General features: G+C 74.9%; 12 protein-coding genes. 6 read left to right on the top strand and 6 right to left on the bottom strand.

What is annotated here, in order from left to right:
- Window positions 1–6: 6 nt before the first annotated feature.
- The gene (locus LUW75_RS02355) at window positions 7–642 is read right to left on the bottom strand and encodes a DedA family protein (protein ID WP_250334143.1); all 636 of its coding nucleotides are present in this window, start codon (window positions 640–642) and stop codon (window positions 7–9) included.
- Window positions 639–1406: an MBL fold metallo-hydrolase gene (locus tag LUW75_RS02350; protein ID WP_250334142.1), complete on the bottom strand. Its 768-nt coding sequence runs from the start codon at window positions 1404–1406 to the stop codon at window positions 639–641. Before LUW75_RS02350 ends, LUW75_RS02355 begins: the two co-directional genes overlap by 4 nt.
- A gap of 59 nt (window positions 1407–1465) precedes the next feature.
- On the opposite strand from LUW75_RS02350, the gene LUW75_RS02345 reads away from it, so the two are divergent.
- The 3 genes from LUW75_RS02345 to LUW75_RS02335 all read left to right on the top strand — a co-directional run bounded on the left by LUW75_RS02345 (window position 1466) and on the right by LUW75_RS02335 (window position 5602).
- Window positions 1466–1870 carry a hypothetical protein gene (locus LUW75_RS02345; protein WP_250334141.1) on the top strand — a complete coding sequence of 135 codons (405 nt, stop codon included), beginning with the start codon at window positions 1466–1468 and terminating at the stop codon, window positions 1868–1870.
- A 139-nt stretch (window positions 1871–2009) separates the two neighbouring features.
- Complete coding sequence (locus LUW75_RS02340; RefSeq protein ID WP_250334140.1) at window positions 2010–4130, top strand: phage holin family protein; 2121 nt, start codon at window positions 2010–2012, stop codon at window positions 4128–4130.
- Window positions 4131–4195: 65 nt separating this feature from the next.
- Window positions 4196–5602 carry an amino acid permease gene (locus tag LUW75_RS02335; RefSeq protein WP_250334139.1) on the top strand — a complete coding sequence of 469 codons (1407 nt, stop codon included), beginning with the start codon at window positions 4196–4198 and terminating at the stop codon, window positions 5600–5602.
- Window positions 5603–5681: 79 nt separating this feature from the next.
- Here the strand turns inward: LUW75_RS02335 and LUW75_RS02330 are convergent, their stop codons facing one another.
- The 4 genes from LUW75_RS02330 to tdh all read right to left on the bottom strand — a co-directional run bounded on the left by LUW75_RS02330 (window position 5682) and on the right by tdh (window position 9489).
- The gene (locus tag LUW75_RS02330; RefSeq protein WP_250334138.1) at window positions 5682–6146 is read right to left on the bottom strand and encodes a GNAT family N-acetyltransferase; all 465 of its coding nucleotides are present in this window, start codon (window positions 6144–6146) and stop codon (window positions 5682–5684) included.
- A gap of 70 nt (window positions 6147–6216) precedes the next feature.
- Window positions 6217–7140: a LysR family transcriptional regulator gene (locus tag LUW75_RS02325; RefSeq protein ID WP_250334137.1), complete on the bottom strand. Its 924-nt coding sequence runs from the start codon at window positions 7138–7140 to the stop codon at window positions 6217–6219.
- Window positions 7141–7206: 66 nt separating this feature from the next.
- Complete coding sequence (locus LUW75_RS02320) at window positions 7207–8400, bottom strand: glycine C-acetyltransferase (protein WP_250334136.1); 1194 nt, start codon at window positions 8398–8400, stop codon at window positions 7207–7209.
- Window positions 8401–8460: 60 nt separating this feature from the next.
- The gene (gene tdh, locus LUW75_RS02315) at window positions 8461–9489 is read right to left on the bottom strand and encodes an L-threonine 3-dehydrogenase (RefSeq protein ID WP_250334135.1); all 1029 of its coding nucleotides are present in this window, start codon (window positions 9487–9489) and stop codon (window positions 8461–8463) included.
- 228 nt (window positions 9490–9717) lie between these two features.
- Between tdh and LUW75_RS02310 the strand changes: the two genes are divergently transcribed.
- The 3 genes from LUW75_RS02310 (at window position 9718) to LUW75_RS02300 (ending at window position 12617) form a co-directional block, all read left to right on the top strand.
- Window positions 9718–10170, top strand: coding sequence for a DUF4383 domain-containing protein (locus LUW75_RS02310; RefSeq protein ID WP_250334134.1), 453 nt, complete (start codon window positions 9718–9720; stop codon window positions 10168–10170).
- Window positions 10171–10536: 366 nt separating this feature from the next.
- A complete protein-coding gene (gene ctaD / locus LUW75_RS02305) occupies window positions 10537–12267 on the top strand; it encodes an aa3-type cytochrome oxidase subunit I (protein ID WP_250334133.1) in 1731 nt (576 codons plus the stop codon).
- Entirely contained in the window at window positions 12264–12617 is a 354-nt protein-coding gene (locus LUW75_RS02300) for a hypothetical protein (protein ID WP_250334132.1), read from the top strand. The genes ctaD and LUW75_RS02300 overlap by 4 nt, the downstream gene beginning before the upstream one ends.
- Window positions 12618–12853 lie beyond the last annotated feature (236 nt).

Raw genomic sequence — 12853 nt, 5'->3', positions numbered from 1 at the left:
GCGCCCTCACCCACCGCCCGGGCCGGTCCGCCGCCCCCGCCGCGCCCGGCGCCACACCCTCGGCGCGGCGGCGACCAGCAGCGCCAGCGCCACCGCCGCCGCCACCCCCTGCCACGGCCGCGGGAACAGCGCCCCGCCCGCCACCCCGATCAGCTGGTACGCCGCCGTCCACGCCAGCACCGCGGGCACGTCGCTCCGGACGAAGCGGGCCGGCGGCACCCGCGCCGTCAGGCACGCCAGCATCACCGGGATCCGCCCCGCCGGCACCAGCCGGGACAGCACCAGCACCGCCACCCGGTGCCGCCGCAGCCCCGCCCGGGCCCGCTCCAGCCGGTCCGGCGCTGCCCGGGACTCCGGCACCGCCGGCCACCGCGGTCCGCCCCGCGAGGCGGCCCCGCGCCACCCCAGCCAGTACAGCGCGGCGTCCCCCGCGAGGGCCGCCGCCGCGGCCACCAGGAAGACCGCCGGCAGCGCGAACGGCGTCGCCTGGTGAAACGCCACGACCGCCGCCGAGCTGACCACCGCCCCCGTCGGCACCACCGGCACCAGCGCGCCCAGGGCCACCAGCAGGAACAGCGACGGGTAGCCGACCGCCCGCTGCGCCTCCTGCGGGGGCAGCTGGCCCAGCAGCTCCGCGATCACCGCGCCGCCCCCGGCCGCACGCTCTCCCCGTGCCCGAGCCGGTGCACCGCGACGCGGGGCGCCAGCCGCGCCGCCAGCCGGGCGAACTCGTCGCCCGGCGCGTGGAACTCGTGCGGCCGCACCGCGTCCATCCCGATCGGCCAGTACGTGCCGTAGTGCACCGGTACCGCCGCCCGGGGCGCCAGCGCCGCCAGGGCCCGGGCGGCACGCCCCGCGTCCAGGTGGCCGTGGCCCAGGAACGGGCCCCACCCGCCCACCGGCAGCAGGGCCACGTCCACCTCGCCGACCGCCTCGGCCATCCCGTCGAACAGGCCGGTGTCCCCGGCGAAGTACGTGCGCGCCGCGCCCCGCACCACGTACCCGAGCGCGGGGGAGCGGTGCGGTCCCACCGGCAGCCGCCGTCCGTCGTGCGCGGCCGGCACCGCCCGCACCGCCACCGGCCCCGCCGCCACCTCGTCGCCGGCGCCGACCTCGGTGATCCGCAGTCCCGCCAGCCGCCGCAGCCCCGGCACCGCGCGGGTCGCGCCGCGCGGCACCACCAGCCGCGTGCCGGGCGCGAGCCGGGCCAGCGAGGGCAGGTGCAGGTGGTCGGCGTGCAGGTGCGACACGAGCACCAGGTCGGCCACCGCCGCCTCGGGCGGCGGCGGCGCGCCCCGGCGCCTGCGCAGGTGCGCGAGCCGCCGGACGAACAGCGGGTCCGTCAGCACCCGCACCCCGGAGTCCTCGATCGTGCAGGTGGCGTGGCCCCACCAGGTGACCTCCATGCCACGAGCGTAGAGCGCCGGCCTCCTGCGGCGGGCGCCGTCGGGAGTAGGGTCGGCCCATGGACGACGTACGCGTGGCGGCGATCGCCAGCCTGACGCCGCTCGAGGAACTCGACAGCGACCCGTTCCTGGTCGACACGCGCAGTCAGCACGCCATGTGCGAGCGGTGGGCGGCCGGCAGGGGCTATGTCGTCAGCCGCCAGCTCCTGTGCTACGGCCTGCCCCCCGACCACCGCACGCTGTGGGCGGACGTCGAGGAGGGCGCCGTCGACCTGTTCGTCGCGCCCAACGAGCGCGTCCTGGAGCGCGCGCTGACGTCGGCGCGGGACTTCTCCGCCGAGTGCGCGCGGCGCGGCGTGCGGCTGGAGACCGCCGGCCTCGACGAGCCCTCGTACGACGCGGAGACCAAGGCCCGCGTGCACCGGCGGCTGTCCATGCCCACCGCCGGCTACGACGGCCGCTGACCCCGGCGCCCCCGGGCGGGCGCGGCGCGGATCTGGGAGGGCACGCAAGACCCGACCAACGGGCCGGCGCCCCCGGGCGCGCGCGGCGCGGTGTGCCACGCTGGACCTCCCGGGCGGGAACGGGCGGAAGGCGGATCACGTGGGCGTCGGACGGTGGAGGTCGGCGGGCCGCGCGGCCCTGCGGGTCGTCGTGGTGTGGGCCGCGTCGACGCTCACCCTGCTCGCCCTCGCCGGGGTGCTCCCCGACCTCCGGCTCCAGTCCGGGAACGGCGACAGCGCCACCAGGACGGCCGTCACCGCCGCCTGGGGCGCGGGCGCCTTCGGCCTGCTCGGCGCGCTCGTGTGGCCCTTGGTCGTCCGGGCGCTGCTGCTCGTCCCGGCGCTCGTCCTCGGGGTGCTCGTGTTCTTCCTCAACGGGTCGCTGCTGCTGGTCGCGCTCTGGCTCGTCCCCGACGGGCGCGGGGAGGCCGACCCGGAGAACGCCGTCGTCGTCGCCGCCGTCATGTCCGCCGTGGCGTCCGCGACCTCCACCGCCCTCGCCGTCCGCGACGACGACGCCTACGGCCGGCGTCTGTACCGGCTCGCCGGCCGCCGCCGCGCCGCCCCCGCCCCCGGCGCCGCGCCGGGCACGGTCTTCCTGCAGCTCGACGGCGTCGGCCACCGCGTGCTGCGCCACGCCCTGGACGCCGGGCTGATGCCGACGCTCGCCGCCTGGGAGGGGACCACCCACCGGCTCACCCCGTGGCGCACCGGCTGGTCCAGCCAGACCGGTGCCAGCCAGCTCGCCCTGCTGCACGGCAGCGACCACGACGTGCCCGCGTTCCGCTGGTACGAGAAGGACACCGGCCGCCTCATGGTGTGCAACCGGCCCGCGAGCGCCGCCGAACTCCAGCGCCGCGCCGCCGCCCGCACCGGCGACCCCGGGCTCCTCGCCGACGACGGGGCCAGCCGGGGCAACCTCTTCGGCGGCGGCGCGGACCAGCTCGCCCTGGTGCTGTCGGTCTCCGGCCGCCGCGGCCCCGGGACCCGCTCCCGCGCCGGGTACTTCGCCTACTTCCGGGACCCCGCCAACGCCACCCGGACCGCGGTGTCGTTCGCCGCGGAGGTGTTCCGGGAGGTCGGGCAGGCGCTCGCCGCCCGGCTGCGGGGCGAGCGGCCGCGCGTGCCGCGCGGCGGCCCGTACCCGTTCGTCCGGGCCTTCGCGACGGTCGTGGAGCGGGACGTGGTGCTCGCGGCCGTGATGGGCGACGTGCTGGCCGGGCGGACGGCCGTCTACGCCGACCTCGTGGCGTACGACGAGGTCGCCCACCACTCCGGGCCGTGCGGCCGGGACGCGGCGAAGGTCCTCGCGCGCCTCGACCGGTGCGTCGGGCTGATCGGGAAGGCCGCCGGGCACGCCCCGCGCCCGTACCGGATCGTGGTCCTCTCCGACCACGGGCAGAGCTTCGGCGAGACCTTCCAGAGCGCGTACGGGCTGACGCTCCGCGACCTCGTACGGGCCGGCTGCGGCCTGCCGGTCTCCCGGCGGGCCCGGCGCGGCGCCGGCGGCGCGGAGGCCCGGGGCGCGCTGCGCAGCGCCCTGCACCGGCCGGTCGAGGGCGAGCGGCGCGGGGAGCGCCCGGCGCGCGGTGCGGACCCCCTGGTGCTGGCGTCGGGGAACCTGGGGCTCGTGTACTTCCCCGACGTGCCGCACCGGATGTCGCGCCAGGAGATCGACCGCCGCCACCCGGGGCTGCTGCCGGCCCTCGCCGGGCACCCGGGCGTCGGCTTCGTCCTGGTGCGCTGCGAGCGGCGCGGCTCGGTGGTGCTCGCGGCGGACGGGTTCGAGGCGCCGGTCGCCGGGCTGGCCGACGGGACGGGGCCGCTCGCCGCGTTCGGGCCGGGCGCGGCCGGCGCGATCCGCCGCACCGACGGCTTCCCGCACGTCGCGGACGTCATGGTCAACTCCGCGTACGACCCGTCGGCCGACCGGGTGCACGCCTTCGAGGACCAGATCGGTTCGCACGGCGGGCTCGGCGGCGGCCAGGGCGAGGCGTTCCTGCTGTGGCCGCGCGAGCTGCCGGCGCCCGTCGCGGCGGGGGAGGCCCTGGTGGGCGCCGAAGCCGTGCACCGGGTGCTGCGCCGCTGGCTGGAGGAGTCGCGCGGTCCCGGGGGATGCTCCGGGACGCCGGCCGCATCCGTGCAGGAACCACCGTCCGACCGGCGGGCGGCCGAAGCATTTCCTGCGGCAGACGGCCGTGCGCCGGACAAAAAGGGGTGATTTGGTGCCCGTGTCGCCGTACGCGAGCATGGTGAACGTTTGTACGGAGAAAGGCGCACCCCCTCATGACCACGGCCACCACCCCGCAGACCGGGCGGGACGCCCGGCGGACCCCGCCCCCCGGCACGCACGGGGACGGCGCCGCCGGCGGCGGCAGGCACGCGCGGCGCTTCGGCCTCCCCGTCGCCACGGCCCTGGTCATGGGCAACGTCATCGGCGGCGGCATCTTCCTGCTGCCCGCCTCCGTGGCGCCGTACGGCACGGTCAGCCTCGTCGCGTTCGCCGCCCTCACCGCCGGCGCCCTCGCCCTCGCCCTGGTCTTCGGGCGCCTCGCGGAGCGCCACCCGCGCACCGGCGGCCCGTACGTGTACGCCCGCGAGGCGTTCGGCGACTTCGCCGGGTTCCTGTCGGCCTGGTCCTACTGGATCACCACCTGGGTCTCCAACGCCGCCCTCGCCGTCGCCGCCGTCGGCTACCTGGACGTCCTGCTCCCGCTGCACGGCTCCGTCGCCGCGACGATCGCCGCCGCGCTCCTCCTGCAGTGGCTGCCCGCCCTCGCCAACCTGGCCGGCACCCGGTACGTCGGCGCCGTCCAGCTGGTCTCCACGGTCCTGAAGTTCGTCCCGCTGCTGCTCGTCGCCGTGGGCGGGCTGTTCTTCTTCGACTCCGGCAACCTGGGCCCGTTCCGGGGCGGCGACTCCGGGACGCTCGGCGCGGTGTCCGCGTCCGCCGCGATCCTGCTGTTCAGCTACCTCGGCGTCGAGTCGGCCGCCGTCAGCGCCGGCGAGGTCCGCGACCCGCGCCGCAACGTCGGCCGCGCCACCGTCCTGGGCACCCTCGGAGCCGCCGTCCTGTACCTCCTCGGCACGGTCGCCGTCTTCGGCACCGTCGCCCACGACCGGCTCGTCGGCTCCTCGGCGCCGTTCTCCGACGCCGTCGACGCCATGTTCGGCGGCACCTGGGGCGGTACGGCCGTCGCCTGCATGGCCCTGGTGTCGATGGCCGGCGCCCTCAACGGCTGGACGCTGCTGAGCGCCCAGACCCCGTACGCCGCCGCGCGCGACGGGCTGTTCCCGCGGGCCTTCGCCCACCGGAGGCGGGGCGTCCCCACCGTCGGCGTCCTGGTCACGGTCGTCCTCGCCTCGCTGCTGACCGTCCACAACTACACGGCCGGCTCCGACGGCGTCTTCGAGACGCTGGTCCTCGTCACCACATTCACCGCGACCGTCCCCTACCTGCTGTCCACCGCCGCGCAGCTCTACTTCCTGCTCTCCGGGCGGCGCGACCGGGTGCGGGGCGCCCGGCTGGCCCGCGACGGCGTCCTCGCCGCGCTCGCGTTCGGCTTCTCCCTGTGGCTGGTCGCGGGCTCCGGGTACGCCGCCGTCTACCAGGGCGTGCTGTTCCTCTTCGCGGGCGTCCCGGTGTACGCGTGGATGGCGGCCCGCAGGGACCGCGGGGAGCCCGCCGCCTGACCACCCGCCCGCACCGAGCCCGCCGGACACCCCGGTACGGGCCCCGGCGCCCGTGCGGCCGGCGCGGCGGGGCCGGGGCTCAGGACAGATCCAGCACCCCCACCGTCTCGCCCCCGCTGACCTCCCCGGTCGGCCGGAACCCGAGCGTCCGGTAGAAGCCCTCCGGACCGCCCGGCCCGGGGTGCCAGGTGACCGTCAGGCGCGTGCCGCCCCGGCGCCGGATCTCGGCCGCCACGGACTCCACCGCGAACCGCCCGTAGCCCCGTCCCTGCCTGCCGTCGGCGACGTTGAGGCGCCAGAGTCCGGAGCGGAGGTCCGTGCCCCCGCCGGTCCAGTCGACGTCGAAGAAGGCCATGAGGAACCCGACGGCCTCGTCGCCGTCGCAGACGAGCCGGGGCCACGCGACGCCGGGGTGGACGTACGCCTCGGCGAGGGACTTCACCACCGGGGCCACCAGGTGCTCCTGGTCGGGGCGGACCCTCAGTCCGATCGCCGTCTCGAAGTTGTCGGGGGTGATCTCCCGCAGGTGGGGTGAAGTGGGCATGTCCGCACCCTACGCGGGTGCCGCAAGCGGTTTTCGGCGGTCCGGCCCGCCCTGTGGGCTCAGGCGGGGCTCAGACGGGGCCGGCCGGCGGCAGCCCCGCCGCCGACCGCACCAGCGCGTCCAGCACCGGCCGGATCAGCGGGTGCTCCTCGGCGCCCCGCCGCACCGCCGCGAACACCCGGCGGAACGCCGCCGGGCCCGCCACCGGCCGGACCACCACGCCCTTCAGCTCGATGCCGCGCAGCGCCGAGCGCGGCACGAGGGCCACCCCCGCGCCCGCGCCCGCGAGCGCCACGACCGCGCGGAAGTCGTCCGACACGTGCACCAGCCGCGGCTCGAAACCCGCCAGCTCGCAGGCGAGCAGCACCACGTCGTGGCACGGGTTGCCCGGCGACTGGCCGATCCAGTCGCTGTCCGCGAGCGCGGCCAGCGCCACCTCCGGCTCCTGCGCCAGAGGGTGGGCCGCGTGGAGCACCGCGTCGAACGGCTCCGCGTACAGCGGCACCCGCGCCAGCCGCCGGTCGCCCTCGCGCGGCGCGCCCCGGTACTCCACGGACAGCGCCAGGTCGGCCACGCCGTTGAGGACGAGCGGCAGCGACTCGTCGCCCTCCACGTCCCGCACCCGCAGCCGGATCCCCGGGTGGCGCTCCGCGAGCCGCTCGATCGCCGGGGCCAGCACCTCCGCGATGCCCGTGGCGAACGCCGCGACCGACACCTCGCCCGCCGTCCCGTCCGCGTACGCCGCGAGCTCCGCCTCGGCGCGCTCCAACTGCGCCAGCACCTCGTTGGCGTGTTCCAGCAGGATCTCCCCGGCCGGGGTGAGCCGCACCCCCCGGCCGCTGCGGGTCAGCAGGGTGTGCCCGGTCTCCTGCTCCAGCGCGGTGAGCTGCTGGGAGACGGCGGACGGGGTGAGGTACAGCGCTGCCGCGGCGGCGGTCACCGTGCGGTGGTCCGCCGCGGCCCGCAGTATGCGCAGCCGGCGGGGGTCGATCACCCCGCCATTGTCACCCGGCGGCCGGGGCGGCGTCACACGTCCGCCGCCCCGGCCGCCGGGCCGGCCTCACGCGTCCATCACGGCCCGGGCGTCCACGAACGCCGCCACCGCGCGCTCCACGTCCGCCGCGGAGTGCGCCGCCGAGAGCTGCACCCGGATCCGGGCCTGCCCCATCGGCACCACCGGGTAGGAGAAGCCGATCACGTACACCCCGCGCTCCAGCAGCAGCTCCGCCATGCGCGCCGCCCGCGCCGCGTCCCCGATCATCACGGGGGCGATCGCGTGGTCGCCCGGCAGGATCTCGAAGCCCTCCTCCGCCATCCGGGTGCGGAACAGCTTCGTGTTCGCGTCGAGCCGCTCGCGCAGGTCGCCCGCCGACTCCAGCAGGTCGAGGACCTTCAGCGACGCGGCGGCGATCACCGGGGCGAGCGAGTTGGAGAACAGGTACGGGCGGGACCGCTGGCGCAGCAGCTCCACGATCTCCGCGCGGGCCGCCACGTAGCCGCCGGACGCGCCGCCCAGCGCCTTGCCGAGGGTGCCGGTGACGATGTCCACGCGGTCCATCACGTCGTGCAGCTCCGGCGTGCCCCGGCCGCCCGCGCCGACGAAGCCGACGGCGTGCGAGTCGTCGACCATGACCATCGCGTCGTACCGGTCGGCGAGGTCGCAGATCTCCCGCAGCGGCGCCACGTAGCCGTCCATCGAGAACACGCCGTCGGTGACGACCAGGCGGCGCCGGGCGCCCGCCGCCTCCTTCAGCCGGGCCTCCAGCTCGGCCATGTCGCGGTTGGCGTACCGGTACCGGGAGGCCTTCGACAGGCGGATGCCGTCGATGATCGACGCGTGGTTCAGGGCGTCGGAGATCACCGCGTCCTCGGGGCCGAGGAGGGTCTCGAAGACACCGCCGTTCGCGTCGAAGCAGGAGGAGTAGAGGATCGTGTCCTCCTGCCCGAGGAACGCCGACAGCCTCCGCTCCAGCTCCTTGTGGATCTCCTGCGTGCCGCAGATGAACCGCACGGACGCCATGCCGTAGCCCCAGCGGTCCAGGGCCTCCTTGGCCGCCGCCACCACCTCGGGGTGGTCGGCGAGGCCCAGGTAGTTGTTGGCGCAGAAGTTCAGCACGTCGCCGGGCGCGCCGCCCGCGGTGACGGCGACGGAAGCGGACTGCGGGGTGCCGATGACCCGCTCGGGCTTGTACAGCCCGGCGTCGCGGATCTCGTCGAGGGCGGCGCGCAGCTCGTCACGGACGGACACGAACATCAGGGGTGCTCCTAGGGGTCGCGGTGGCCAGGGATGCGGAGGGGCGCGTACCGGCCCGCGTCACGCGTCCCAGTTCAGGATGATCTTGCCGCTGCGGGCCGTCGACGCCTCGTCGAACGCGGCGTCGAAGTCCTTGTACGGATAGGTGCCGGTGACCACGGGACTCAGGTCGAGGCCGCCCTCCAGCAGCACCGTCATGGCGTACCACGTCTCGTACATCTCCCGGCCGTAGATGCCCTTGACCGTGATCATCGACGTCACGATCCTCGACCAGTCGACCGGGAACTCCTCCGCCGGCAGGCCCAGCATCGCGATGCGCCCGCCGTGGGTCATGTTGGCGACCATCTCGCGCATCGCCTCGGGACGGCCGGACATCTCCAGGCCGACGTCGAAGCCCTCCCGCAGCCCCAGCCGCCTCTGCGCGTCCGCCACGCTCGTCTCCGCGACGTTCACCGCGAGGGTCGCGCCGACCTCGCGGGCGATCTCCAGGCGGGGCTCGCTCACGTCGGTGATCACCACGTTGCGCGCGCCGGCGTGCCGGGCCACGGCCGCCGCCATGATGCCGATCGGGCCGGCGCCCGTGATCAGCACGTCCTCGCCGACCAGCGGGAACGACAGCGCCGTGTGCACCGCGTTGCCGAACGGGTCGAAGATCGCCGCGATGTCGAGGTCCACCTTCGTGCGGTGCACCCACACGTTGGACGCGGGCAGCGCCACGTACTCGGCGAACGCCCCGTTCCGCCCGACGCCGAGCCCGACCGTCGCCCGGCACAGGTGGCGGCGGCCCGCCAGGCAGTTGCGGCACTTGCCGCAGACGAGGTGGCCCTCGCCGCTGACCAGGTCGCCCACCGCGACGTCTTGCACGTCGGAGCCGACCGCGGCGACCTCGCCGACGAACTCGTGGCCGAGGACCAGAGGCGTCGACACGGCCTGCCGCGCCCAGCCGTCCCACGCGCGGATGTGTAGGTCGGTCCCGCAGATACCGGTGCGCAGCACCCTGATCAGCACGTCGCCGGGGCCCGTCTCGGGCTCGGGGACGTCCATCAGCCACAGGCCGGGTTCGGCCTTCTGCTTGACAAGGGCCTTCATCGCGATGACTCCAGGCGGGAGGAGAGGTGAACGCGACCAATCTGCCGATCCGGGAGGGCCACGTCCATCGAGGTTTTCTTAAGCGGTCCCACAGCCTGGCTTCACGCGCCCGCCGACCGGGTGAGCACCGGTCCCGCCGCGACGGGGCTAAGGGGGCGGGTGGGGGGTAGTCGGCGTCGTGAGAGCCGGACGGCGGCACCCGCCGCCCCGCGAGAAAGAGGTCGCCCCATGACCACTCACCCCCGCACGACGACCGCGCGGACCCCCGTGCAGAAGGCCGCCCTCCTGGTGGGCGCGGTGTTCCTGCTGGTGGGGATCCTCGGCTTCATCCCCGGGATCACGACGGACTACGACACGATGAAGTTCGCCGAGCACCACTCCGAGGCCAAGCTGCTGGGTCTGTTCCAGGTGTCGATCCTGCACAACATCGTGCACCTGCTGTTCGGGATCGCGGGCCTCACCATGGCCCGCGCGGCCTCCACCGCCCGCAGTTTCCTCATCGGGGGCGGCGTCGTCTACCTGCTCCTGTGGCTCTACGGCCTGATCATCGACCACGACAGCGCCGCCAACTTCGTGCCCGTCAACACCGCCGACAACTGGCTGCACTTCTTCCTCGGGGCGGGCATGATCGCCCTGGGCGTGCTGCTGACCCGCGGCGCCGGGCGCCCGGCGCGCCGGTAGGGCGGACGGCCGCCCCCTCCGCCACCGGCCGGCGTCACGCCGGCGGAACGCCGGGCAGGGGGCGGACCGCCCCGGCCGCGGACCGCCCCGGCCGGGGACCGCGCGGAGAGGCCGCCGGCCGGCCCCCACCGGCCCGGCGCCGCCGGGGCTCCCCACCCCGGCCGGCGGACGCCCGCGCGCTCCCGCCACCGGGGCCGTCCGCCCCGACTGACGGACACTCACACCATCCCATCAGACGTGTTGTTGCCCGAACGGCTCAATCGGCGAGGTCGTGACGCGCGCCGATCCGGTGCGTTTGCCATGGTGCGATGGGGTACCCAACCGCCCGTTCTCCGATCGCCCTCGACCGCCCGGATGGGGTTTCGCATGGCCACGACCAACGAGCAGACCACCCTCGTGCCAGTGAGAAGGCGGGGGTGGGGCCGTATCGCCGTCGACTGGCTCACCACGACGGACCACAAGAAGATCGGACACCTCTACCTGATCACGTCCTTCGTCTTCTTCCTGTTCGGCGGTCTGCTGGCGCTGATGCTCCGTGCGGAGCTGGCGCGCCCCGGCATCCAACTGATCTCGAACGAGCAGTACAACCAGACCTTCACCCTGCACGGCACGGTCATGCTGCTGCTGTTCGCCACCCCGACGTTCACCGGGTTCGCCAACGCGATCATGCCGTTGCAGATCGGGGCCCCCGACGTGGCGTTCCCGCGGCTGAACATGTTCTCGTACTGGCTGTTCCTCTTCGGCAGCCTCATCGTCCTGGGCGGCCTGCTGACGACCCAGGGCACCGCGGACTTCGGCTGGACCGCCTACACCCCCCTCAGCGGCGGGGAACGCACCCCCTACGCCGGCGGCGACATGTGGATCATGGGGCTGGCGCTGACCGGCTTCGGCACCATTCTGGGCGCGGTCAACTTCATCACCACCATCATCTGCATGCGGGCGCCCGGCATGACGATGTTCCGGATGCCGATCTTCACCTGGAACGTGCTGCTGACCTCCGTGCTGGTCCTGCTCGCGTTCCCGGTCCTGGCGGCCGCGCTGTTCGCCCTGGAGGCGGACCGGCGCTTCGGGGCCCAGGTGTTCGACCCGGAAACCGGCGGGGCGCTCCTGTGGCAGCACCTGTTCTGGTTCTTCGGCCATCCGGAGGTGTACATCCTGGCGCTGCCCTTCTTCGGGGTGGTCAGCGAGGTCATCCCGGTCTTCTGCCGCAAGCCGCTGTTCGGGTACATCGGCCTGGTGGCCGCGACGATCGCCATCACCGGCCTGTCGGCGACGGTGTGGGCGCACCACATGTTCGCCACCGGCGCGGTGCTGCTGCCGTTCTTCTCGTTCATGACCTTCCTCATCGCCGTGCCCACCGGGGTGAAGTTCTTCAACTGGATCGGCACGATGTGGAAGGGCACGATCAGTTTCGAGACGCCGATGCTGTGGGCCGTCGGCTTCCTCGTCACCTTCCTCTTCGGCGGGCTGACCGGCGTCATCCTCGGCTCGCCGCCGCTGGACTGGCACGTCACCGACACGTACTTCGTGGTGGCGCACTTCCACTACGTCGTCTTCGGCACCGTGGTGTTCGCGATGTTCGCCGGCTTCCACTTCTGGTGGCCGAAGATGACCGGCACGATGCTCGACGAGCGCCTCGGCAAGATCCACTTCTGGACCCTGTTCGTCGGCTTCCACCTGACGTTCCTGGTGCAGCACTGGCTCGGCGCCCAGGGCATGCCCCGCCGGTACGCGGACTACCTGGCGGCCGACGGGTTCACCGGCCTCAACATGCTCTCCTCGATCGGCGCGTTCCTGCTGGGCCTCTCCACCCTGCCGTTCCTGTACAACGTGTGGAAGACCGCCAAGATCGGCAAGCGGGTCGACGTCGACGACCCGTGGGGCTACGGACGTTCCCTCGAATGGGCCACCTCCTGCCCGCCGCCGCGCCACAACTTCCTCACCCTGCCCCGGGTCCGCTCCGAATCGCCCGCCTTCGACCTGCACCACCCCGAGGTCACCGCCCTCAGGGCGCAGGAGACGGGCGGCCGCCGGGACGTCATCGAGCCCGAGAAGGGGACGGCTGCCCGGCCGGGAGGCAAGGGGGAGCTGGGATGAGAGCCACCTCGGCGGCGGGCCGCGAGACGGCCGCGGGCATCAACCGCGTCGAGGGCTACCTCCTCGCCCAGGCGGAGCTGCTCAGGGCCCGCGAAGAGGGCGAGGCGTTCGCCCGCCGCATGCCGTGGCTGACCACCGCCCAGCACGAGGAGGTGGCGCGCCTCTACGCGGAGGACCGCATCGAACTGTCGAAGAAGGTCCTGCGGGCGATCGCCGACCGCTGCGTCGAACTGCGCGGCGAGTACACCGCGCGCTACGTGCAACTGCGGCAGCGCCTCCTGTGCCTGAGCGTCGCCTCGCTCCTCATCGCGGCGGCGCTGTGCGCGGGCGCCTGGCTCACCGCCGGGTGACTCGGGCGGCGTGCCCGGGGCAGCCGCGGCCCCGCCCGCGCCCGCGGACGACCGCCACCGCCCGGTCGACCAGCCCGGGGCGGTCGACCGGGCGGTGGCGCGACCGGCGGGGTGGTCCGCACGGGGCCCGGGCCGGGACCCCGGCCGGAGCGGGCCCGTACCACCCCGTGTGCGGACCCCGACGGAGGGCGATCCGCCGTGTCCCGGACCCGTGGCCGTCGCGACGGTCGCCACAC

The sequence above is a fragment of the Streptomyces sp. MRC013 genome, from assembly GCF_023614235.1.
Taxonomy (GTDB): domain Bacteria; phylum Actinomycetota; class Actinomycetes; order Streptomycetales; family Streptomycetaceae; genus Streptomyces.
This window is presented reverse-complemented; position numbering and strand designations above follow the sequence as displayed.

Coding starts and splice junctions, on each gene's coding strand:
- LUW75_RS02350 (WP_250334142.1), bottom strand. CDS start 1,406: ATGGAGGTCACCTGGTGGGGCCACGCCACCTGCACGATCGAGGACTCC.
- LUW75_RS02345 (WP_250334141.1), top strand. CDS start 1,466: ATGGACGACGTACGCGTGGCGGCGATCGCCAGCCTGACGCCGCTCGAG.
- LUW75_RS02335 (WP_250334139.1), top strand. CDS start 4,196: ATGACCACGGCCACCACCCCGCAGACCGGGCGGGACGCCCGGCGGACC.
- LUW75_RS02330 (WP_250334138.1), bottom strand. CDS start 6,146: ATGCCCACTTCACCCCACCTGCGGGAGATCACCCCCGACAACTTCGAG.
- LUW75_RS02320 (WP_250334136.1), bottom strand. CDS start 8,400: ATGTTCGTGTCCGTCCGTGACGAGCTGCGCGCCGCCCTCGACGAGATC.
- tdh (WP_250334135.1), bottom strand. CDS start 9,489: ATGAAGGCCCTTGTCAAGCAGAAGGCCGAACCCGGCCTGTGGCTGATG.
- LUW75_RS02310 (WP_250334134.1), top strand. CDS start 9,718: ATGACCACTCACCCCCGCACGACGACCGCGCGGACCCCCGTGCAGAAG.
- ctaD (WP_250334133.1), top strand. CDS start 10,537: ATGGCCACGACCAACGAGCAGACCACCCTCGTGCCAGTGAGAAGGCGG.
- LUW75_RS02300 (WP_250334132.1), top strand. CDS start 12,264: ATGAGAGCCACCTCGGCGGCGGGCCGCGAGACGGCCGCGGGCATCAAC.